The organism is Streptomyces sp. NPDC054847 (genome assembly GCF_053610925.1).
In genome coordinates, this window is the sequence record NZ_JBSGZJ010000066.1 from 1 (window position 1) to 22,249 (window position 22,249).

At 70.0% G+C, this 22,249-nt stretch carries 14 protein-coding genes; 9 read left to right on the top strand and 5 right to left on the bottom strand.

Annotated elements, in window-relative coordinates; translation table 11 throughout:
* The first annotated feature begins 419 nt into the window (after nt 1-419).
* A complete protein-coding gene (gene cimA / locus ACWGH4_RS10560; protein ID WP_453458304.1) occupies nt 420-2,033 on the top strand; it encodes a citramalate synthase in 1,614 nt (537 codons plus the stop codon).
* 48 nt (nt 2,034-2,081) lie between these two features.
* Here the strand turns inward: cimA and ACWGH4_RS10565 are convergent, their stop codons facing one another.
* Complete coding sequence (locus ACWGH4_RS10565; RefSeq protein WP_453458307.1) at nt 2,082-3,941, bottom strand: ricin-type beta-trefoil lectin domain protein; 1,860 nt, start codon at nt 3,939-3,941, stop codon at nt 2,082-2,084.
* 303 nt (nt 3,942-4,244) lie between these two features.
* Between ACWGH4_RS10565 and ACWGH4_RS10570 the strand changes: the two genes are divergently transcribed.
* The 4 genes from ACWGH4_RS10570 to ACWGH4_RS10585 all read left to right on the top strand — a co-directional run bounded on the left by ACWGH4_RS10570 (nt 4,245) and on the right by ACWGH4_RS10585 (nt 11,354).
* On the top strand, nt 4,245-5,225 hold the full coding sequence (locus tag ACWGH4_RS10570; RefSeq protein ID WP_453458309.1) for a LacI family DNA-binding transcriptional regulator: 981 nt from the start codon (nt 4,245-4,247) through the stop codon (nt 5,223-5,225).
* A 182-nt stretch (nt 5,226-5,407) separates the two neighbouring features.
* Nucleotides 5,408-8,494 carry a glycoside hydrolase family 3 N-terminal domain-containing protein gene (locus ACWGH4_RS10575; RefSeq protein WP_453458312.1) on the top strand — a complete coding sequence of 1,029 codons (3,087 nt, stop codon included), beginning with the start codon at nt 5,408-5,410 and terminating at the stop codon, nt 8,492-8,494.
* Between the two features lie 145 nt (nt 8,495-8,639).
* Nucleotides 8,640-10,016, top strand: a complete 1,377-nt coding sequence (locus ACWGH4_RS10580; RefSeq protein WP_453458315.1) for a hypothetical protein — start codon at nt 8,640-8,642, stop codon at nt 10,014-10,016.
* 141 nt (nt 10,017-10,157) lie between these two features.
* A complete protein-coding gene (locus tag ACWGH4_RS10585; RefSeq protein ID WP_453458318.1) occupies nt 10,158-11,354 on the top strand; it encodes a S8 family peptidase in 1,197 nt (398 codons plus the stop codon).
* Between the two features lie 84 nt (nt 11,355-11,438).
* Here ACWGH4_RS10585 and ACWGH4_RS10590 read toward each other — a convergent pair whose 3' ends face one another.
* Nucleotides 11,439-12,059: a YceI family protein gene (locus ACWGH4_RS10590; protein WP_453458321.1), complete on the bottom strand. Its 621-nt coding sequence runs from the start codon at nt 12,057-12,059 to the stop codon at nt 11,439-11,441.
* Between the two features lie 265 nt (nt 12,060-12,324).
* Here ACWGH4_RS10590 and ACWGH4_RS10595 point away from each other — a divergent pair, with 265 nt between their 5' ends.
* Nucleotides 12,325-12,834 carry a hypothetical protein gene (locus ACWGH4_RS10595; RefSeq protein ID WP_441266004.1) on the top strand — a complete coding sequence of 170 codons (510 nt, stop codon included), beginning with the start codon at nt 12,325-12,327 and terminating at the stop codon, nt 12,832-12,834.
* Nucleotides 12,835-12,917: 83 nt separating this feature from the next.
* On the opposite strand, the gene ACWGH4_RS10600 is transcribed toward ACWGH4_RS10595, so the two are convergent.
* Nucleotides 12,918-14,129: a glycoside hydrolase family 64 protein gene (locus ACWGH4_RS10600; RefSeq protein WP_453458337.1), complete on the bottom strand. Its 1,212-nt coding sequence runs from the start codon at nt 14,127-14,129 to the stop codon at nt 12,918-12,920.
* A gap of 232 nt (nt 14,130-14,361) precedes the next feature.
* Here ACWGH4_RS10600 and ACWGH4_RS10605 point away from each other — a divergent pair, with 232 nt between their 5' ends.
* From ACWGH4_RS10605 to ACWGH4_RS10615, 3 genes are all read left to right on the top strand, one after another.
* A complete protein-coding gene (locus ACWGH4_RS10605) occupies nt 14,362-18,201 on the top strand; it encodes an endo-alpha-N-acetylgalactosaminidase family protein (RefSeq protein WP_453458325.1) in 3,840 nt (1,279 codons plus the stop codon).
* 251 nt (nt 18,202-18,452) lie between these two features.
* A complete protein-coding gene (locus ACWGH4_RS10610) occupies nt 18,453-20,036 on the top strand; it encodes an acyl-CoA carboxylase subunit beta (protein WP_453458328.1) in 1,584 nt (527 codons plus the stop codon).
* A 26-nt stretch (nt 20,037-20,062) separates the two neighbouring features.
* Nucleotides 20,063-20,278, top strand: coding sequence for an acyl-CoA carboxylase subunit epsilon (locus ACWGH4_RS10615; RefSeq protein WP_441267646.1), 216 nt, complete (start codon nt 20,063-20,065; stop codon nt 20,276-20,278).
* Between the two features lie 467 nt (nt 20,279-20,745).
* Here ACWGH4_RS10615 and ACWGH4_RS10620 read toward each other — a convergent pair whose 3' ends face one another.
* Nucleotides 20,746-21,189 carry a hypothetical protein gene (locus tag ACWGH4_RS10620; RefSeq protein ID WP_453458331.1) on the bottom strand — a complete coding sequence of 148 codons (444 nt, stop codon included), beginning with the start codon at nt 21,187-21,189 and terminating at the stop codon, nt 20,746-20,748.
* 757 nt (nt 21,190-21,946) lie between these two features.
* A partial coding sequence (locus ACWGH4_RS10625) for a GTP-binding protein (RefSeq protein WP_453458334.1) occupies nt 21,947-22,249 on the bottom strand: 303 nt, incomplete at its 5' end.

The window sequence follows — 22,249 nt, forward strand, 5'->3', positions numbered from 1 at the left end:
TCCGGGGGCAGAGCCCCCGAAACACCGCGCGCAGCGCGGTACCGGGTCCGGGCGGAGCCCGGTTCGGGAAGGGGCGGGGTGGGGAAACGGCCCCCCGCAGCGGCCCCGCCCCGCCAGGGGCGACCGCATCGTGAGACTCCCGTCCAGCCCGCGGCGCACCTGTGGCAGACTTCCCCCGTGCTCTCGTTCGCCATGATTATCGGCAGCAGCGCGCCGGTCCGCAGTGACCGCTGACCCGTGGACAGCAATCCCGCGGCAGGCGGCACCGTGCCCCAGACCCGCGCGCAGACCTCTCGCACCCGCGAGGGGTTTTTTCGTTTTACGGCCTCACCCACGGCCGAATGCGAGCCGCGCGCGATGATGGGGGCAAGTGGAGCCAGACATTCCGGAGCCACTCATCCGACAGGAGTCAGGACAGCATGACCACCAACGGCCAGGACACGCAGGTCGACGACAGTTTCCATGTCTTCGACACGACGCTGCGCGACGGCGCCCAGCGCGAGGGCATCAACCTCACGGTCGCGGACAAGCTGACCATCGCCCGGCACCTGGACGACTTCGGCGTGGGTTTCATCGAGGGCGGCTGGCCGGGCGCGAACCCCCGCGACACGGAGTTCTTCGCCCGCGCGCAGAAGGAGATCACCTTCCGCCACGCCCAGCTCGTCGCCTTCGGCGCCACCCGCCGCGCCGGCGGCAAGGCGGCCGAGGACCCGCAGGTCAGGGCGCTGCTCGAGTCCGGCGCCCCCGTGGTCACGCTGGTGGCCAAGTCCCACGACCGCCATGTCGAGCTCGCGCTGCGCACGACCCTCGACGAGAACCTGGAGATGGTCCGCGACACCGTCTCCTACCTGCGCGAACAGGGCCGACGGGTGTTCGTCGACTGCGAGCACTTCTTCGACGGATACCGCGCGAACCCGGAGTACGCCAAGAACGTCGTCCGGACCGCACACGAGGCCGGCGCCGACGTGGTGATCCTCTGCGACACCAACGGCGGCATGCTTCCGGCCCAGGTCCAGGCCGTGGTCTCCACCGTCCTCGCCGACACCGGGGCGCGCCTCGGCATCCACGCCCAGGACGACACCGGCTGCGCCGTCGCCAACACCCTGGCCGCGGTCGACGCCGGCGCCACCCACGTCCAGTGCACCGCCAACGGCTACGGCGAGCGGGTCGGCAACGCCAACCTGTTCCCGGTCGTCGCCGCGCTGGAGCTCAAGTACGGCAAGCGCGTCCTGCCGGACGGGGCGCTCGCGGACATGACCCGCGTCTCGCACGCCATCGCCGAGGTCGTCAACCTCACGCCTTCCACCCACCAGCCGTACGTGGGTGTCTCCGCCTTCGCCCACAAGGCCGGCCTGCACGCCTCCGCGATCAAGGTCGATCCCGACCTGTACCAGCACATCGACCCGGAACTGGTCGGCAACACCATGCGGATGCTCGTGTCCGACATGGCCGGCCGCGCCTCGATCGAGCTCAAGGGCAAGGAGCTCGGCATCGATCTCGGCGGCGACCGTGAGCTGGTCGGCCGCGTCGTCGAGCGCGTCAAGGAGCGCGAGCTCCAGGGCTACACCTACGAGGCCGCCGACGCCTCGTTCGAGCTGCTGCTGCGCGCGGAGGCGGAGGGCAGGGCCCGGCGCTACTACCGCACCGAGTCCTGGCGGGCGATCGTGGAGGACCGCCCGGACGGTACGCACGCCAACGAGGCCACCGTGAAGGTGTGGGCCAAGGGCGAGCGCATCGTCGCCACCGCGGAGGGCAACGGACCGGTCAACGCGCTCGACCGCGCGATGCGGGTGGGCCTGGAGCGGATCTACCCGCAGCTCGCGAAGCTGGAGCTGGTCGACTACAAGGTCCGTATCCTCGAGGGCCGCCACGGCACCGGCTCGACGACCCGGGTGCTGATCACCACCGGCGACGGCAACGGCGAATGGGCCACGGTCGGCGTCGCGGACAACATCATCGCCGCGTCCTGGCAGGCACTGGAGGACGCGTACACCTACGGTCTGCTGCGCGCGGGCGTCGAGCCGACGGAGTAGTGCGCGAGGGGCGGCCCGGGTGGCCGGGCCGCCCCCTTCGCTTCGTGCTCAGGCCTGAAGCCGCCACTTCTGGTTCGCGGCCCCCGTGCACGACCAGATCTGTGCCCGGGTCCCGTTCGCCGAGGAGTTGTCCGACGCGTCGAGGCACTTGTCCGCGGGGACGTTCACCAGATCCCCGCTGCCCGCTTCGTGGCGCCATTGCTGGGCGCCCGAGCCGTTGCACGTGTAGAGCTGCACCTTCGCGCCGTCCGCCGTCGAACCCGATGTCACGTCCAGGCACTTGCCGAGCGCCTGCACGGAACCGTCGGAGCGGATCGTCCAGCGCTGCGCGGCGGAGCCGTTGCAGTCCCACAGCTGGACGGGCGTGCCGTCGGCGGAGGATCCGCCCGCCACGTCGAGGCACTTGCCGCCGAGGCCCACCAGGGCGCCGGACTGGTCCGAGCCGCCCGACTGCGTCCCCGACCAGGTGAAGGTCGCGGACGTCTTGCCCGGCAGCGAGTACGTGTACCGCTGTCCGCCCCAGTTGACGGTCATCGTCTGAGCCGACGACGAGTCGTTGTAGGCGATGAGGGCCTTGGAGCCGTCGGGGTTGCGCCAGGCCACGTTGGGGACGGCCGAGCTGCCGGTCGACGCGATCCGGTGGGCGCCCGGCTTCACGAACTTCGTGAGGTGGCCCATCGTGTAGTACTCGATCGTGTAGTCCACCTGGCCGTGCCGTGAGTCGCCGTTGTGGACGGTGATCAGGCCGTCGCAGGTGCCGCAGCCGCCGTTGTGCGGGCCGCGGTTCTGGTCGACCGCGAGGGACCACTTGGTCACCGACTTCGCCCAGTTACGGGTGTAGTCGATGATGTTCATCATGTCCTCGCGCTGCTGGTTCGCGATCCAGGTGCCGCCGGAGTGCTCGGTCTGGAAGGCGTCCAGCTGCGGGTACTGGTTGTGGACGTCCGTCTGCTTCGAGACGTTGCCTCCGTAGCCGTGCCAGGCCACCCCGCCGAAGTTCGGGTGGCTGCGCACCGCCGCGTCGTTCACGGTCTGCGCCGCGTACGCGTCGTAGGTGTCCCAGTTCCAGTCGTGCGCCAGCACCTTCGTGGGCAGGCCCGCGTCCGCGAGCCCCGGCAGCAGCTCGCTCTTGGTGAAGTACGCGAGCCCCGAGGCGTTCCAGCTCATCGAGGGGTATCCGCCGCAGCACGTCGGCTCGTTCTGTGCGGTGACGTAGTCGACCGGGACGCCTTGGTCCCGCCAGGCCTGAAGGTACTTCACGAAGTAATCGGCGTACGTGCCGTAGTTCTCGGCCTTCAGCCAGCCGCCGTTCAGCTGCCCGCTGTCCTTCATCCACGCCGGGGCGGTCCACGGCGAAGCCACCAGGGTCAGCGAGGGGTTGAGTTGCTCGGCCTGCTTCGTCAGGGGGAGCACGTCCTGGAGATCGTGCGCGATCGAGAACCTCGACAGGGACGGGTCGGTCTGCCCGGCCGGCAGGTCGTTGTACGTGTATCCGAAGCGCGCCAGGTCGGAGCCGCCCATCGGGTTGCGGATGAACGACAGTCCGATGCCGTCGGTGGGCGAGAACAGTTTGCGCATCGTGGCGTCACGTGTCGCCTGCGACAGAGCGCCGGAGCCCTTCATCAGCCAGGCCGCGGTGTCGGTGAAGGACGCGCCGCCGCCGGTGAACGTCTGGTAGCGGGTGTTCTCGTCGACGGTGATGTCGGTGCCGCCACCGCCGGTGCCCGACTGGAAGTGGATCGGTGCCTGCTGCTGAAGTCCGCGGGTGACATGGCGGCCGCCGCTGTCGTCCGTCGTGGTGAGCCAGACGTTCACCTGTTCACCCGCCGCCTGGGCGCTGCCGGCCGTGAGGCCGGTGAGGCCCGCCGTGGCGAGCGCGCCGGCCAGCAGGATGCGGACGGTTCTCATCGGTCGTCGTGCCGGTCGTCGTGATCGTCTTGCCAGCAGTCTCGCCATGAGCATGACCTCTCGGCTCAGGTGTGGGGGACGGGGCGTGAGTGAACTCCCGCACGGGGCACCCGTCAAGACTTCGCACATTCAGATCCTGAACGCAGAACTCCCCACACGCGCCCCGGACTTGGGTTTCAGCGGATTTCGGTGTGAAGTATTGACGGCATGACCGCCTGGCGGTTGACTCTGCGCACCACGCCGGAACCGGTTCCGGCAGCGGTTCCGGTACCGGTACCAGAGGCTCGACGCGGAGGCCCTTCGATGCGTGTCACCATCGCCGACGTCGCACGTGAGGCGGGTGTCAGCAAGACCACCGTCTCCCGGGTGCTGAACACCAAGGCCGATGTCGACGCCGCCACGGCCGCCCGTGTTCGTGAAGTGATCGGTGCGCTCGGCTACGTCCCCAGCTCGGGCGCCGTCGGTCTGGCCCGCGGCCGCAGCCGTACCGTCGCCATGCTGACGCCGCCGCTCACCTGGCCCTGGATGGGCGAGGTGCTCCAGGGCGTCGTGGACACCGTCGAGGCGGCCGGCTACGGCCTGCTGCTGTTCACCTGCAACCGGGGCGCGGAGTCCGTCGACCACTTCACCAGCCAGGTGTCGGCCAGGGCGTTCGACGGACTGCTCGTCATCGAACCGGAGAACACTCTCGACACCATCACCGCGATGCACCGCCGCGGACTCCCCGTCGTCCTCATCGACGACCGCGGGCACCACCCCGAGTTCCCGTCCGTGGCCACCACCAACCGGGAGGGCGGAGCCTCGGCCGCCCGGCATCTGCTCGCGACCGGACGCACCCGGCCCCTCGTGGCCACCGGTCCGGCGGGCTTCGGCTGTGTACGCGACCGGACGGACGGCTTCCTGGAGGTCCTGCCCCACGCTCTCGTCCTGGAGGGGGAGTTCACGGAGGCGTCCGGCCGGCAGGCCGTCGAGCGGGCGCTCGGCGACGGGACGCCCTTCGACTCGGTCTTCGCGCACAACGACCTCATCGCCGCGGGGGTGCTGCGCGCCCTGCGGGACGCCGGCCGCGGCGTGCCCGACGACATCGCCGTCGTCGGCTTCGACGACATCCCCATGGCCCGGCACACCGCGCCCCCGCTGACCACCGTGCGCCAGCCGATGCGGGAGATGGGCGAGACCGCGGCCCGGCTGCTGCTCGCGCGGCTCGGCGGCGAGGCGATCCCGGACGAGCCGGTCGTGCTGCCCACCGAGCTCGTCGTCCGGGGCTCCGCGCCCGACGGCTGACGCCGCCCCTCCGCCGGTCCGCGCCCGCGGGCGGCGCCGTATGCCCCGCCACAGGCCCCCTTCGACCCGGTGTGCCATGCCGGACGGTGCACCACCCGGACCCGGCCGTCCCGCACACCGGCCGCCTCTTGCCGCACCCTGCCGAATCCGCGCCACACCCATGTCGCACCGAAGGAGCCGCAATGCCAGGATCACGCCGGCCACGACCACGCCCCGGACCCCGCCGGGCCGGTACGGCCCTCCTAGCAGCCACCGCCGTGCTCGGGTCGCTGATCGCCGGAGCTCTGCCGAGCGCCGCCGCCGACGAGCCCGCGCCTGTCCCCGTCGACCGCTTCGAGGGCGAGGTGCCGTTCGCCGACCCGCCCGCGGAGGGCATCTTCACCTGGGGCAGCGACGCCGACGACCGGCCCAGGCTGGAGTTCAAGGAGCGGGCCGACGCACCCGAGGGCAGCAAGGTCCTCGAAGGCTCCTACGACATCAGCGGCTGGGGCGGCCTCAGCCACGAGTACGCCGTCGACCAGGCGCCCCGCGACTGGACGGCGTCCAAGGGCATCCGCTTCTGGTGGTACGGGCAGAACACCGCGCCCCTGCCGCCCGGTTCGGGCAAGCGCATCAACTTCGAGATCAAGGACGGCGGCGCGAACGGCGGCGCGTCCGAACTGTGGACCACCTCGTTCACCGACGACTGGGAGGGCTGGCACCTCGTCGAGATCCCGTTCGCCGACTTCGTCTACCGCGCCGACTACCAGCCCGTCGGCGGCATCGACCAGGTCCTCGGCCTGAACGAGATGTGGGGCTGGGCGCTCACCCTCCCCACCGGCGCCCCCGGCTCCTTCGCCGTCGACGGCATGGAGCTGTACGGGAAGGCCGACCCGGCCCTGAAGGCCAAGGTCGTCACCGACGCCGCCGTGTACCCGGTCGACGAGGGCGGCACCGCCCAGGTGAAGATCTCCGTCGCCACCACCGGCTCCGTCCCGACCGACGAGCCGGTCACCGTCGAGTACACGGCAGGCGGCGGCAGCGCGGAGGTGGGGGCGGACTACGAACCGGTCACCGGTTCCGTCACCTTCCCGGCGGGCACCGCTTCCGGGGAGTCCCGTACGGTCGCCGTGCGAACGAGCAAGGACCGGACGGCCGAGTCCGCGGAGACCGTGCCGCTGCGGCTGACCGTCACCGGCGCGAAGGCACCTGCCGAGACGCCCCAGGTCGTCGTGAACGCCCACGGTCTGCCGTACCAGAACGCCGAGCTGCCGGTGAAGAAGCGTGTCGCCGACCTGCTCTCGCGCATGTCCCTCGCCGAGAAGGCCGGCCAGATGACGCAGGCCGAGCGCAACGCCCTCAAGTCGCAGGGCGACATCGCCTCCTACGACCTCGGCTCGCTGCTCTCCGGCGGTGGTTCGGTGCCGACGCCGAACACGCCGGAGGCGTGGGCCAAGATGGTCGACACCTACCAGCTCCGGGCCCAGGCCACCCGGTACCAGATCCCGCTGATCTACGGCGTGGACGCCGTCCACGGGCACAACAACGTGATCGGCTCGACGATCATGCCGCACAACATCGGCATCGGAGCCGGCCGCGACCCCGAGATCGCCGAGCGGACCGGCGCGGTCACCGCCAAGGAGGTGCGCGCCACCGGCATCCCGTGGGACTTCGCGCCCTGCCTGTGCGTGACCCGCGACGAGCGCTGGGGGCGTTCCTACGAGGCGTTCGGTGAGGACCCGGCCCTGGTGACCGCCATGGAGACGGTGATCCAGGGCATGCAGGGCGCCCGTAACGGCAAGGACCTGGACCGCAGCGACAAGGTCCTCACCAGCGCCAAGCACTTCGTCGGCGACGGCGGCACCGAGTTCGGCTCGTCGTCCACCGGTTCCTACACGATCGACCAGGGCGTCACCAAGGTCACCCGTGAGGAACTGGAGGCGGTCCATCTCGCGCCGTTCGCGGAGGCCGTCAAGCGCGGCGCGGGCACGGTCATGCCCTCGTACTCGTCGCTGGACATCATCGGCGACGACGCCGGACCCGTGAAGATGCACGCCCACGCCGAGATGATCAACGGGGTCCTCAAGGACCGGATGGGCTTCGACGGGTTCGTCATCAGCGACTGGCAGGCCATCGACCAGATCCCCGGCGACTACCCGAGCGACGTGCGCACCTCCGTCAACGCCGGTCTCGACATGATCATGGTCCCGACCAACTACCAGGAGTTCACGCGCACCTTGAAGGACGAGGTGACGGCCGGGCGGATCAGCGAGGCCCGTGTCGACGACGCCGTCTCCCGGATCCTGACCCAGAAGTTCAAGCTCGGCCTCTTCGAGAAGCCGTACGCGGACACCGGGAACCTGGACGAGGTCGGCTCCGCGGAGCACCGCGCGGTGGCCCGGGAAGCCGTCGCCAAGTCGCAGGTGCTGCTGAAGAACGACGGCGCCGTGCTGCCGCTCAAGAAGTCGCAGAAGGTGTACGTCGCCGGCTCCAACGCCGACGACCTCGGCAACCAGGCCGGCGGCTGGACCATCAGCTGGCAGGGCTCCTCCGGCAGGATCACCACCGGCACCACCATCCTCGAAGGCATGAAGCGGGCCGCCCCCGACGCCACCATCGACTACTCCAAGGACGCCTCCGCGGCCACCGACGGCTACGACGTCGGCGTGGTCGTCGTCGGAGAGACCCCGTACGCGGAAGGCATCGGCGATGTCGGCAACGGCCACGACCTGGAGCTGACCGCCGCCGACAAGGCCGCCGTGGACAAGGTCTGCGCCGCGATGAAGTGCGCCGTCCTGGTCGTCTCCGGCCGGCCGCAGCTGATCGGCGACCGGCTGGACGGCATCGACGCGCTCGTCGCGTCCTGGCTGCCCGGCACCGAGGGCGACGGCGTCGCGGACGTCCTGTACGGGACCCGTCCGTTCACCGGGCAGCTTCCGGTCACCTGGCCGAAGTCCGAGGCGCAGCTGCCGATCAACGTCGGCGACGCCGCGTACGACCCGCAGTTCCCCTACGGCTGGGGCCTGACCACGCGCAGGACGCCGGGCGGCGGTGAGCTGACGCTCAAGGCCGTCTCCGTGGCCGCGAAGGTCCTCCAGGCGACCGGCCGGGGCAGGTCGGAGCAGGCCAGGGAACTGGTACGCACGGCACGTCTGATCGTCCAGCAGAAGATGGCCGGGAAGATCACCGAGGCTTCGGCGAAGCCGTTCGCGGAGGCGGACCACCTGCTGCTCACCGGCGATCCGGCCGGTGCGGTCGCCAAGCTGACCGCCGCCTACCGGGCCGGCTGATCACACGCTCGACGGCGGCACCCGGCAGGGCGGGTGCCGCCGTCGATCATCCGCCGAGGGTCCGGCGAGCATTTCGCTCCGGGCTGTTTCGCCTGCACCTCACACGTATGTCTTATTTATCCCTGTTTCGGGTAGCGTCGAGGGTATGAGGACACGGCCGTTCACTCTTGTATCGGCCCTCGCGGGGCTGACAATGATGCTGCTCATGATCCTGGCTCCTGCCTCCGGCGCCGCCGTCAGGGCTTCGGGGGTGTCCGACGCCGCCGCGGCCCTGAGAGAGGGTCCGGTGTACGTCCACCCGGCCATGACCGGCCAGGTCTCGCAGACCGAGGCCGCATCGCTGGCCGACCGGATCGAGGAAGCCGACAAGCCGGTCTTCGTGGCCGTACTGCCCGCCACCGCCGAATTCCCGCCGGACGATCTGCTGCGCAATCTGCGCACCGAGACCGGTATCACCGGCCTGTACGCCGTCCGGCTCGGCGACGGCTTCGACGCCGGCGCCGACTCCGTCGTGATGCCGAACCGGGCCGTCGAGAATCTGACCGCCTCGGTGAAGAGCGGCGCGCCCGTCGACGCCGTGGTCCAGCTGGACAAGTTCGTCGACCAGGCCCTGCCTCAGGTCGACGGCACCGCTCCCGCATCCTGGGACCCCGGATCGGGTGAGGAGGACGGCGTCGGAGCCGGCGGTCTCATCGTCCTCGGCGCGGTCGCGGCCGCGGGCGGTGCCGGTGCCTACGCGATGGTCCGCAACAAGCGCCGCCGGAAGGCGGAGGAGGAGCGGGCCGCCCTCGAACGCCTCCGCGTCGTCGTCGACGAGGACATCACCGCGTTCGGCGAGGAACTCGACCGGCTGGACTTCCACCCCTCGGAGAAGGGCGCGGACGACGCCATGCGGGCCGACTACGAGCGGGCCCTCGACTCGTACGACACCGCGAAGTCCCGCATGGCCGCCGCGCAGCACCCCGGGGACGTCCGCGGGGTCACAGAGGCCCTGGACGACGGAAGGTTCGCGCTCGCCGTACTGGCCGCGCGCCGTGAGGGGCGGCCCCTTCCCGAACGCCGGGCACCCTGCTTCTTCGACCCGCGCCACGGTCTGTCGGTCAAGGACATCTCCTGGGCGCCGGCGGGCGGCGCCGCGCGTGACGTCCCGGTCTGCGCGGCCGACGCGGCCCGCGTCGAGGAAGGCCAGGACCCGCTGGCGCGCACCGTCGACACCGGCGCCGGGCGCCGCCCCTACTGGGAGGCCGGGCCCGCTTACGGTCCCTGGGCGGGCGGCTACTTCGGCGGCGGCATCCTGCCCGGCCTGCTGATGGGCACCATGCTCGGCCATATGCTCGCCACCCCCGCCTACGCGGCCGACTACGGCGGAGGCGAGTTCACCGGCGGCGAATACGGCGGCGGTGACTACTCCGGTGGCGACTTCGACTCGTCCGACTTCGGTGGCGGCGGCGACTTCGGTGGCGGCGGTGACTGGGGCGGCGGCGGCTTCGGCGGCGGTGACTTCGGCGGCGGAGGCTTCTAGATCCCGGCTCCCGTCCGGTGCGGAACGCCGCGCCGGACGGGCAGGCCTGCCAGCGGCCAGGTGTACGGCAACCGTGGGGGCTCGATTCGAAACGGTTACCGACAGTAGGAAAGCGTTACACGCCGTGCTTGTCTCGGGTGCATGCGCAACCGAACCAGACTCAGAGCACTCTCCGCCCTCCCCGCCCTCGCCGTCACCACTGTCCTCGCGGCAGCCGGTCCGCTGTCCGCGCACGCCCGCTCCGCACCCGCCCCCGAAATGGCGCCGCTGCACCGCTCGGCGAACGCCGTACCGGGGCGCTACATCGTGACCCTCGCCCGGACCGCGGACTCCAACGTGATGATGGGGGAGGTCGGCGTCAAGGCGCTGTTCACCTACGGGACGGCGCTGCGCGGATTCACCGCCGACCTCTCTGCCGATCAGCTGAAGCAGGTCCGGCTGATGCCTGGCGTCGTGGCCGTCGAGGAGGACGCCACCGTCACCGCGAGCACTCCGCCCGCGTCCTCGCTGGCGCCCGCCGCGTCATGGGGTCTCGACCGCATCGACCAGCGTGCACTGCCTCTGGACGACGCGTTCACGGCGGCCGGCAGCGGCCAGGGGGTCAACGCGTACATCCTCGACACCGGCATCGACTACGGGCACGCCGAGTTCGGCGGCCGGGCCGTCTTCGGCTACGACGCCGTCGGTGACGGGCGGCGCGGGCAGGACTGCCAGGGCCACGGCACGCATGTCGCGGGCACCGTCGGCGGCTCGTCGTACGGCGTGGCGCGCAAGGCGTCGCTGGTGAGCGTCCGGGTGCTGGACTGCGAGGGTGGCGGCACGCTGTCGGGCGTCATCGCCGGCATGGACTGGGTCGCGGCGAACGCCGAGCAGCCGGCCGTGCTGAACGCCTCCCTCGGTGGCGGAAAATCCACGGCGGTCAACGACGCGGCGGACGCGCTCGCGGCCGGCGGGGTCCTGCCGGTCGTCGCTGCGGGCAACGAGACGGAGAACGCCTGCAACGTCTCTCCCGCTTCCGCGGAACGTGTGCTGGCGGTCGGGGCGACCAACGCCTCCGACCAGGAGGCCGACTTCTCCAACTTCGGGTCCTGCCTGTCGGTCTACGCCCCCGGCGCCTCGATCGTCTCGGCCAAGCTCGGTGGGGGCAGTGTCGACATGAACGGCACGTCCATGGCTTCCCCGCACGTCGCGGGCGTTGCCGCCCTCTACAAGTCGAAGTATCCGACCGCGACGGCGGCCGAGGTCGCCGACTGGATCGTCGAGAAGTCCAGCAAGGACGTGATCACCGGGATCAGCCCCGGCTCCCCGAACCGTCTGCTCCACACCGGCGGCCTCTGACATCACCCCCGGCAGAGAGACTGCGGACGCGCGCCGGCGGGGCCGGGAGGTCCCGACCCCGCCGTGGCGGTGCGTGCGGTGCGATCAGGCGGCCGGAGCTGCGGCCTTGATCGCGGAGATGTCGAAGTTCAGCTTGACCTTGTCGCTGACCATCACGCCGCCGGTCTCCAGCGCCGCGTTCCAGGTCAGGCCCCAGTCGGAGCGCAGGATCTCGGTGCCGCCCTCGAAGCCGACCCGCTCGTTGCCGTAGACGTCGGTGGCGGAGCCCTGGAACTCGAGGTCGATGGCGATGGGGCGCGTCACGTCCTTGATCGTGAGGTCGCCGCTGATCCGGTACTTGTCGCCGCCGAGCTGCTCGGCGCCGGTCGAACGGAACGTCATCTTCGGGAACGTCTCGGCGTCGAAGAAGTCACCACTGCGCAGGTGGCCGTCGCGGTCGGCGATGCCCGTGTCGATGGAGGCGATGGCCACGTCGATGGCGGCGGTCGAGCGGGCGGGCTCGGTGCCGTCGAGGACCAGCTTGCCCTCGTACTCGCCGAAGCTGCCGCGGACGTTGGTGACCATGGCGTGCCGGACGGTGAAGCCGATGCTGCTGTGCGCGGGGTCGATGGTGTACTCGCCGCTCAGTGCCGCCAGGGCGGGGTCCACCTGCGCGGTGGCGGTCGCGACGGCGGTGTCACTGTTCTTGCGGTTGAAGAGGCCCATGTCTGCTCCTTGGGGACGGGCGCCGGGGAGCTCCCTGCGCTGTTGTTTAAGCTTCAACGACTTCGACTGTAGACCTATTCCGTACAACTTTCAACATCTCTCGGGAAGGTTTCGCCGGATGCGCCCGAAGGTTCACCCGGAAGATGCCGACGCCCTCTGGCGGACGCGCGTAGAACTCGGGCACGATCTCCCTGCTCCACCTGCACTGCCGTCCCACCGGAAGCACGGTCCAGACACGGTCATCAGCAGGAGGGATCCCCCCGCCATGAAAATCCGCTCCGTCCTCAGCGCGCTCGCGCTCGTCACGGGCGCGCTCTTCGCGCCCGGCTTCGGCGTCCTCACCACCGCGACCGACGCGCACGCCGTCACCAAGATCAGCCATGCGACGGCGACCTCGATGTTCCGCTCGTCCGGGATCACCTGGTCCTCGTCCGGCGGCTGCTCCGACCGGAACAACCCGACCTGTACGTCCTTCGAGCAGCTCAACCTCGCCACCGCGAAGGGCGCCCAGACGCTCAAGAGCGCCAGCGGCTGTGCTCTCAACATCACGGGAGGCACCGAGACCGGCCACGCCGGCGGCACCTACTCGCACTGGAACGGCTACAAGCTGGACTACTCGAAGTACACCTGCGTCGGGAACTACATCAAGAACAACTTCGCGTACATCGGCGTTCGCGGCGACGGCGCGCCCCAGTGGCGGTCCGGTTCCGGGAACATCTACGCCGACGAGGGCAACCACTGGGACGTGACGTACTACAACTGCGGCGGCTGCTGATCCGGCCGGTCCACCGAAAAGCCGTGCGGGCGTCCGGCCCCCCGGACCGGACGCCCCCACGTGCTACCGGGTGATACGTGCGATCAGGACCCGACGCTCACCGTGAACCGCTTCGGATTTCCGTCGTGCGCCGCGCCGGAGACGTCCGGCTGTCCGTCCGGGCGGACGTCGTCGTACGGGAAGGCGTAGCCGATGGGGGAGTTGGCGTGGACGACGCGCGACCAGTGGTTGGTGGTGGGGTCGCGGTAGTAGTCGGCCGAGGTCGCGCCGTTCGGCTGGTCGGGATGGGTCAGCAGGGTGCTGCGGTTGAACGCGGCGGAGATCCGGGCCAGCAGTGCCTTCTTGTCGTCGGGATCGGCGGGGTTGTTGGCGAACGGCCCGTGGTTGCAGGTGAAGACGTCCCGCGACGACGGCTTGGTGAAGGTGTGGCCGCCCTCGAAGGCCAGCACGTCGCCGCTGACCCGCCCGGAGAGCACGCCGCGGCCGCCCTGCAGGTCCACGCGCAGGTCCTCCGAGCGGTACTTCTCCCAGACCTTGTCGATGTACCCGTCGAAGACGTCCCGGAACGGCATCTCCGCCGGACGGTCGAAGTACGGGGCCATGATCGTCTGCGGTGAGATCACCCGCAGCACCGTGCCGGAGCCCGAGCGGATGACCAGCTTGTCCCAGGGCTGCCCGTCGCGGCCGGCCTGTGCGGCGAGGTCGTCCGCGATCTTCTCCAGGGCCCCTTGGGGCAGCGGTGCGACGGCGTGGGTCGCGTCGCCGGTCAGGGTGAGGCCGATCGGCAGCGCGGTGACCAGGTCGACATAGCTGATGTTCGCGTACAGCTGCTGCGAGTTGAAGGTGAACTCGCAGAACGACCAGGTGCGCCCGTAGTTGGGGTCGGCGGGCGTGGCGAAGGCCGGCTCGACCAGCGAGGGGCCGGGGTTGACGAAGAAGTCCAGCTTGTCGTCGCGGACGAAGTAGACGCGCGCGCCGAACATCCGGGGGAGGGTGAGGACGACCGGTCCCTCGCCCGCGCCCTTGAGGGGTATGGCGCAGTCGACGGGCAGCGGCGTCCCGGGCGCCGGCGGGTCGGCCGGCTTGTGGACGCTGCCGTCGGCGCGGAGCAGCACCCAGTCCCCGGAGCCGTCCTCGTGGCCGGTCACATAGGCGTTGACCGTGCCGGGCAGCGACTTGTTCTCGAGGGCCAGTTCGCAGGTGGCGGGTGCTGCTCCCGCACCGGGGCTGAGAGCGCTTCCCCAAGCGGGGTAGGTGAGTGCGGTCGCGGTCGCGGCGGCACCGGTCAGGAACATACGGCGGGATATCACGGGATGAACTCCTGCTGTTGTGGGGGGAGTCCCACTCTTGCGACGGGTGGGGCAGACGTCAATAGTTGTGACTGAGAGCGCTCTCAGGGTGTCGGCGCGTTCACAAGTCGTCACCGCCCTGGGGGACTTGGACTAAAGAGCGGTGGTTGTTGGACTGCCGGGAGCCCCGGCCCCCGACTTCGTTGACGCCCGCAGAGCCGGGGACTACCCATGCCCCATGCCTCGTAGATTCCGTGCGGCCGGCGCGCTGGCCGCCGCCTCCTGTGCCGTGTTCGCCCTGGCCGGGCCCGCGTTCCCGGCGTCACCTGCCGACGGGCCCGGCGCCGTGACAGCCTCCGGCGCCGGGCCCGTCATCAGCTCCGGCGCGCTGTCCGTCACCGTCGCCGACGACTTTCCCCGCGTCCTGTCGTACACCGACCGCGCGTCCGGAGCCGTGCTGCTCGGCAGCACCGCTCCGGTCACCGAGGTCACACTCAACGGCAAGCCGTACGCGGTCCGTCCCGCCGGCGCACCCCGCGTCGAGCGGTCCGCCGCGCGCTATGCGCTCGTCTTCCCCGCACTGCCCGGCGTGGAGATGGACGCCGTCCTTCAGGTCTCCGGCCGGGCGGTGACCTTCAAGGTCACCGCCGTACGCGACACCGAGGCCTTCCGGGTGGGCACCATCGACATACCCGGCCACGACCTCGTGTCCGTCGGCAGTACGGAGCCCGGGGCGGCCACGGCGTTCACCCGCCTCGACCCCGACTCGACCCGGACCGCCGACGTCTTCGCGGACGTCACCGCCGGCACCCCCGCGGAGACGGCCCCCGTCGGCGCCTCCTACGCGATCGTCAACACCGGAGCCCTGGCGGCCGCCGTCGAATCCAACTCCTCCTACGACAGGCCCAGCGGGCCGACCGGCGGGGACGACGCCCGTTTCTGGCACCAGGCCCGCAAGGCGGCCGACGGTACCGTGCGCGTCGGCGTCTGGTCCGGTCAGTGGACCTACCGCGGGGCGGGCGCGCCGGAGCCCGAGAGCGGCGACAGCCTGCCCTGGGCGAAGGTCGTCGTCACCCCGGACGCCAACGGCGACCGGAAGGTCGACTGGCAGGACGGCGCGGTGGCCTTCCGCACCATCGGCATCACCGCGCCCGGCAGCGACGCCACGCCCGAGCGGGTCGTCACGCACATCCCGTTCAACTTCGCCAGCCAGGCCACCCACCCCTTCCTGCGCACCCTCGACGACGTCAAGCGCATCTCGCTCGCCACCGACGGCCTCGGCCAGCTGGCGGTGCTCAAGGGATACGGCTCAGAGGGCCACGACTCCGCCCACCCGGACTACGGCGGCAACTACAACAAGCGCGCCGGCGGCCTCACCGACCTCAACAAGCTGCTCGAGCACGGCGAGAAGTGGGGTGCGGACTTCGGCGTGCACGTCAACGCCACCGAGTCCTACCCGGAGGCGAACGCCTTCGACGAGAAGCTCGTCGACAGGACGAAGCCCGGCTGGAACTGGCTCAACCAGAGCTACTACATCGACCAGCGCCGCGACATCAACAGCGGTGACCTCGCCCGCCGTTTCCAGCAGCTGCGCGACGAGGCGCACCGCAACCTGGACTTCCTCTACATCGACGTCTACTACACGCACGGCTGGATCGCCGACAAGACGATCCAGGCCGTGCAGCGCCAGGGGTGGACCGTCGGCACGGAATGGGCGGACAAGTTCGAGCGGGCCTCGCTCTGGTCGCACTGGGCCAACGACCTCGACTACGGCGGAGCCACCAACAAGGGCCTGAACTCCCAGATCATCCGCTTCATCCGCAACGGCGAGAAGGACGTCTGGAACAACCACCCGGTCCTCGGCCAGACCGCCCTCGAGGACTTCGAGGGCTGGACCGGCGAGACCGACTGGAACGCCTTCTACGACAACGTCTGGCAGCGGGACCTGCCCGCCAAATACCTCCAGCACGAGCGGATCACCCGCTGGAACGGCAACGACATCCGCTTCACCGGCGGCCTGCGCGGCACCGTGGAGGACGGCCGCCGCACCTTCTACGACGGCGGCCGCAAGGTCCTCGACGGCGACCGCTATCTGCTCCCCTGGGCCGGCGGCGAGAAGTTGTACCACTACAACAAGAGCGGCGGCACCAGCAGTTGGGCCGTGGACGGCAACGGCCCGTACACCGTCTACAAGCTCACCGACAACGGCCGCGTGAAGACCGGCACCGTACGTCCCGAAGCCGGCCGGATCAGCCTCACCGCCACCGCGGGACAGCCGTACGTGCTCTACCCCGACCGCGCCCCCGAACAGCGCGACGCCCGCTGGGGCGAGGGCGGCCCGGTCGCCGACCCCGGTTTCAACGACGCCTCGCTCGACGCGTGGACCAAGGACGGCGGCGTCACCCGTCACACCGACGGCCACGGCCGCAACAGCGCCGCACTCGAAGGACCCGGCGCCGCGTCCCTGTCCCAGCGGATCACCGGGCTGAAGGCGGGCGAGCGGTACACCGCGTCCGCGTGGATCGAGGTCGAGCCCGGCAGCTCCCGCCGTACGACACTGTCCGCCGGCGGCAGCTCCGTCACGGTCGAACGCTCCACGGCCAAGGACCAGGTCGCCGCGTCCGACTGGCACGGCACCCACTTCCAGCGCGCCAAGGTCAACTTCACCGCACCCGACGAGGCGGTGACCCTGAAGATCGAGGCCGCGGCAGGCAGCGCGGCGCGGGTCCGGACCGACGACGTACGGATCGTCGCCAACGCGCCCACGACCAAGCCGGGCGCGCTCGTGTACGAGGACTTCGAGGCCGTCGACCAGGGCTGGGGGCCGTTCCTCAAGGGCGACGCGGGCGGCGCGACCGACCCGCGCACGCATGTGAGCCAGCTGCACGCGCCGTACACCCAGGCCGGCTGGAACGGAAAACTGATCGACGACGTGCTCGGCGGCAAGGAGTCCCTCAAGGCCCACGACGAGAACACGGGACTCGTGTACCGCACCGCCCCCTGGACCGTACCCATGAAGGACGGCCACAGCTACCGGGTCGAGTACGACTACCAGTCCAGTCACGCCGGTGCCTACGAGTGGGTGACCGGCTACGACCGGGCCGCCGGCGGCTCCGTCGAGCGACGCCGTACGCCCGTCGGGCAGCAGCGGACCACCGGCCACTTCTCCGAGACGGTGACCGCGGGCTGCGGCGACACCTGGACCGGGCTGCGCAAGCGCGCGGACGCGCCGGACGGCGCCGACTTCGTCATGGACGCCTTCACGGTCACCGACCTCGGCCCGGCTGCACGGCCCACCGCGTGCGGCACCCTCGGCGTGACCGCCGGGGAGGCCCTCGAACCGGGCGACAAGAACGAGGTCAAGGCCGTCTTCACCAACGACGAGCAGACCGCGGCCGCGGATGTGCGGCTGGCGCTCCGGCTGCCCGAGGGCTGGACGGCGGAGCCCGCGGGGCCGGTGTCGTTCGAGACGGTGGCGCCCGGTGCGAAGGTCACCGGCAGCTGGCAGGTGACGCCGCCGGCCGACGCGGAGTACCGCGCGTACTCCCTCGGCTCGACCGCGACGTACACCGTGGGCGGCTCGGCCCGCGAGCTCACCGCGGCCACCTCCGTGCGGACCCTTCCGCCACCGCCCACCGCCGACGCATGGGCGAGCGACCTGGACTGGACGTCCGCTGCCAACGGCTGGGGCCCGGTCGAGCGGGACCTGTCCAACGGCGAGACCGCTACCGGTGACGGCGGCCCGCTGCGAATCGGGGGAGTGGTGTTCGAGAAGGGGCTCGGGAGCCACGCGCCCTCGAGGATCCGCTACTACCTCGGCGGGAAGTGCACCACCTTCACCGCCCAGGTGGGCGTGGACGACGTCCAGACGTCACGGGGGACCGTACGGTTCAGCGTGGTCGCGGACGGCACGGAGAAGACCGCCTCCCCGGTGCTGAAGGCCGCCGACCCGGCCTGGTCCCTGACCGCCGACATCACCGGCGCCGACTACGTGGAGCTGGTCGCCGGCGACGGCGGGGACGGCAACGGCAACGACCATGCCGACTGGGGCGCGGCCCGCTTCCACTGCGGGAGCTGAGCATCCTCCGGGGGCGGCCCGGTACGCTGGGCCGCCCCCCCGGATAACCCGAGCGGCGTACTCCGCGCGTCCTGGCTGTGAGGCGACTCTCAGCCCACATGCTTGTCGGACCTCCACAAAGCCGCACCGTCCTGAGCTGGTGGTTGGCGCTCGGTGCGGAATGGTTCTGTTCAAGCCCGACAGGAGAACGGGCGCGAGACTGTGCAGAGTCGACGGCAGGGTTTCCTTGTTCGGATCCGTAGGGTCGATGCATGACCGTTTTGGACGAGACCACCAGCGAGCCGAGCGACGCACGTGGCCGGGTTGCCGAGCTGCACGAGATCCGTGAGCAGGCGCTTGGGGGGCCGAGTGAGAAGGCGACCGAGGCGCAGCATGCGAAGGGCAAGCTGACGGCCCGTGAGCGGATTGCTCTGCTGTTGGACGAGGGCTCGTTCCGTGAGGTGGAGCAGTTGCGGCGTCATCGTGCGTCGGGTTTCGGGCTGGAGGCGAAGAAGCCGTACACCGATGGTGTGATCACCGGTTGGGGCACGGTCGAGGGCCGCTCGGTGTTCGTGTACGCGCATGATTTCCGGATCTTCGGCGGGGCGCTGGGTGAGGCGCATGCCACGAAGATCCACAAGATCATGGACATGGCGATCGCGGCGGGTGCGCCGCTGGTGTCGTTGAACGATGGTGCGGGGGCCCGGATCCAGGAGGGCGTCAGCGCCCTTGCGGGGTATGGCGGGATCTTTCAGCGCAACACCCGTGCGTCGGGGGTGATTCCGCAGATCTCGGTGATGCTGGGCCCGTGTGCGGGTGGCGCGGCCTACAGTCCCGCGCTGACCGATTTCGTGTTCATGGTGCGTGAGACGTCGCAGATGTTCATCACCGGGCCGGACGTGGTCAAGGCGGTCACGGGTGAGGAGATCACCCAGAACGGTCTGGGCGGCGCGGACGTGCACGCCGAGACGTCGGGTGTGGCGCACTTCGCCTACGACGACGAGGAGACGTGCATCGCGGAGGTCCGTTACCTGCTGTCGATGCTGCCGTCGAACAACCGGGAGAACCCGCCCGCCGCCGCCGCCGGTGACCCGGCCGACCGCCGCTGCGAGGTCCTGCTGGACCTGGTGCCGGCGGACGGCAACCGCCCCTACGACATGCACCAGGTGATCGAGGAACTCGTCGACGACGGCGACTTCCTGGAGGTCCACGAGCGGTGGGCCCGCAACATCATCTGCGCGCTGGCCCGGCTGGACGGGCAGGTGGTGGGCATCGTCGCGAACCAGCCGCAGTCGCTGGCCGGGGTGCTGGACATCGAGGCGTCGGAGAAGGCCGCCCGCTTCGTGCAGATGTGCGACGCGTTCAACATTCCCATCGTCACGCTGCTGGACGTGCCCGGCTTCCTGCCGGGTGTGGACCAGGAGCACGGCGGCATCATCCGCCACGGCGCGAAACTCCTGTACGCGTACTGCAACGCGACCGTCCCCCGCATCTCCCTGATCCTCAGGAAGGCCTACGGGGGTGCGTACATCGTCATGGACTCGCAGTCCATCGGCGCCGACCTCACCTACGCCTGGCCCACCAACGAGATCGCGGTGATGGGCGCGGAGGGCGCGGCGAACGTGATCTTCCGTCGGCAGATCGCCGATGCCGAGGACCCGGAGGCGATGCGGGCGCGCATGGTCAAGGAGTACAAGGCCGAGCTGATGCACCCCTACTACGCGGCCGAACGCGGCCTGGTCGACGACGTCATCGACCCCGCGGAGACCCGCGAGATCCTCATCCGGTCCCTCGCCATGCTCCGCACCAAGCACGCCGACCTGCCGTCGCGCAAGCACGGCAACCCGCCGCAGTGACCCTGCGATTGGACCCTGGAGCACACATGAGCACTCCTACCGATCCGACGTCCTCCCTCCTCCGCGTCGAGAAGGGCCATGCCGGCCCCGAGGAGCTGGCAGCCATCACCGCGGTCCTGCTGGCCCGCGCCTCGGCGCAGCCCACCGACGCGGCCCCGGCCCACCGCGGCCGCACCACGGCAGGATGGCGCCGTTTGGAGCGCCAGCGCGGCTTCCAGCCGTCCCACAGCTGGCAGGGCTGACCCCCTGGGAAGTCGTGCGTGACCGGCTCTGGAATGCGGGCGTCGCGGTGCGGCGGGTCGCGGGCGGGATCTTGATGTCGGACCGACAGCCATCCAAGCCTGACAGTCGGGCAGACGCTCCGTCTCCTGCAGCGGCTTTGCCAAGTTCTGAAACAAGCACTGGAGGACGCCCGCCCAATTGCGGGCGTCCTCGACTTTCTTTCTGGGGAGCGGCCATCCCCTCTCCCATGCTCTGGCGCTGATCACATGAGGCCGACCTCGTGTTTCCAGGCCAGGTCCTGCATCGAGAAGGACGTCACGCTCCTCTTGTCTTTCTCAAACCTTGACGGCCGGGCTGTTGCGTTGAGCGGGTATCGGGAAAGACGACCGCTTCCTGACGGACCCTGACTTCGCGACCAGTCTCGGACTCTCCCCGTCCCGCGACAACCACGAAACCAACGGTCGCCGGGCAGCACTGAGCTTTTGGTTCAGCCGCAGTGCCTGCCGTAGAAGCCGCCGTGGTACCTGAACCCGGCATCGAGGTCGCCCAGTGCGTCGATGCAAACGCCCCGTGCCGAGATGTACGCAGGTCCAGCGTAGTAGTGGTACGGACCGCTGTCGCCAAACCACTCTGCAGTGCCTGATCTGCGAATTGATATGGATATTTCGGTCGTCTTGGGTTGAAGTGTGCTGATTGGATAAGCCACGGCGCAGTTCTTGCCGGTCGTCGAGCTGTAGTAGATGTCCAGCCAGCCGCCAGGGTCGGGTGCTTGTGCGATAGCAGACGACAAGGGGTAATGCCCGACCCGTGAGTACGTCGATCCGCAGGCCGTCGCATGTGTTGCCGCGTGGGCCGAGGGTGCCAGCACGAGCGTGGCGGCTGCGGTCGAGAGGAGTGTAGATATGACTGTGACGACGTTCCGGACTTTCAACTTCCGCTCCTGCCAGTGGTGTTATGGCTATCCGGGTGATCATGTCACCGAGGGCGCCCGAGTGGAAGTTGGCACCCGACAATGCCCGCGTCGCATCCAGCTTGCGAATGTTTCCCGTCGCTGGTGCCCGCGGAATCCGGCTCACTCAGTTACACGCTGGTCCTCCGATCTCGGGACCGGGAGCAGCGTGCCACTGGCGACGCGCAACTGTTCCACCGCATGTCAGGTGAGGGGTCGTTGCTTGTGCGGATGGCTTCGGCGGCGAGGCCTGGTGGAGGTCGACGAGTACGGTCACCTCGGCGGTGATCTCATCGGTGAGGTGTAGCGGCACCGCTCGGCGCTGTGACAACGTCCCCCCGGGTCCGACGATCCACAGGTGGTAACGGTCATGCCGGGTCCGGAGGCCAGCGGCCCTCTTGCAGGACCGCGAAGAACATAACGGGGGCACGGAAGAAGCCGGCAACACCGGGGCTAGGCCGAAGATCGTTAGATCCGTGAGATCGCCGCCTGCGACATCCCTATCGCCTGAGTGATCGACAATATGGACCAGCGGAGGGCCAAGGACATCGTCTGAGCTGGCGACGACCGGCGGCGGTTCGTCCATGCCGTGGCACTCTCTGCCCTACGGTCCCGCGCCCGTAACCCGGATCCCGAGGCGGCCCAGCCTCGGCTCACATGCACAAGCGGGCCACGAAAGCTTCCTCAGGAGCTTTGGTGGCCCGCTTCCACGGGGCGTGACAGGGATGCGCCCGGTTGTTTACCGCAGGCGGGCCATGAGGGCGTGTTCGACGAGGGTGATGAGTGCGCTCTTGGCGTCGGCGCGGTGGCGGGCGTCGGTGGTGATGATGGGGGTGTCGGGGCCGATCTGGAGTGCTTCGCGGACTTCTTCGGGGTTGTAGGGCTGGTGTCCGTCGAAGCCGTTGAGGGCGATGACGAAGGGGAGGCCGGAGTTCTCGAAGTAGTCGACGGCGGGGAAGCAGTCGGCGAGGCGGCGGGTGTCGACGAGGACGACGGCGCCGATGGCGCCGCGGACGAGGTCGTCCCACATGAACCAGAAGCG

Excerpts from the sequence above, each read along its gene's own strand:
- cimA (WP_453458304.1), top strand. The coding sequence starts at position 420 with ATGACCACCAACGGCCAGGACACGCAGGTCGACGACAGTTTCCATGTC.
- ACWGH4_RS10565 (WP_453458307.1), bottom strand. The coding sequence starts at position 3,941 with ATGAGAACCGTCCGCATCCTGCTGGCCGGCGCGCTCGCCACGGCGGGC.
- ACWGH4_RS10570 (WP_453458309.1), top strand. The coding sequence starts at position 4,245 with ATGCGTGTCACCATCGCCGACGTCGCACGTGAGGCGGGTGTCAGCAAG.
- ACWGH4_RS10575 (WP_453458312.1), top strand. The coding sequence starts at position 5,408 with ATGCCAGGATCACGCCGGCCACGACCACGCCCCGGACCCCGCCGGGCC.
- ACWGH4_RS10580 (WP_453458315.1), top strand. The coding sequence starts at position 8,640 with ATGAGGACACGGCCGTTCACTCTTGTATCGGCCCTCGCGGGGCTGACA.
- ACWGH4_RS10585 (WP_453458318.1), top strand. The coding sequence starts at position 10,158 with ATGCGCAACCGAACCAGACTCAGAGCACTCTCCGCCCTCCCCGCCCTC.
- ACWGH4_RS10590 (WP_453458321.1), bottom strand. The coding sequence starts at position 12,059 with ATGGGCCTCTTCAACCGCAAGAACAGTGACACCGCCGTCGCGACCGCC.
- ACWGH4_RS10595 (WP_441266004.1), top strand. The coding sequence starts at position 12,325 with ATGAAAATCCGCTCCGTCCTCAGCGCGCTCGCGCTCGTCACGGGCGCG.
- ACWGH4_RS10600 (WP_453458337.1), bottom strand. The coding sequence starts at position 14,129 with ATGTTCCTGACCGGTGCCGCCGCGACCGCGACCGCACTCACCTACCCC.
- ACWGH4_RS10605 (WP_453458325.1), top strand. The coding sequence starts at position 14,362 with ATGCCTCGTAGATTCCGTGCGGCCGGCGCGCTGGCCGCCGCCTCCTGT.
- ACWGH4_RS10610 (WP_453458328.1), top strand. The coding sequence starts at position 18,453 with ATGACCGTTTTGGACGAGACCACCAGCGAGCCGAGCGACGCACGTGGC.
- ACWGH4_RS10615 (WP_441267646.1), top strand. The coding sequence starts at position 20,063 with ATGAGCACTCCTACCGATCCGACGTCCTCCCTCCTCCGCGTCGAGAAG.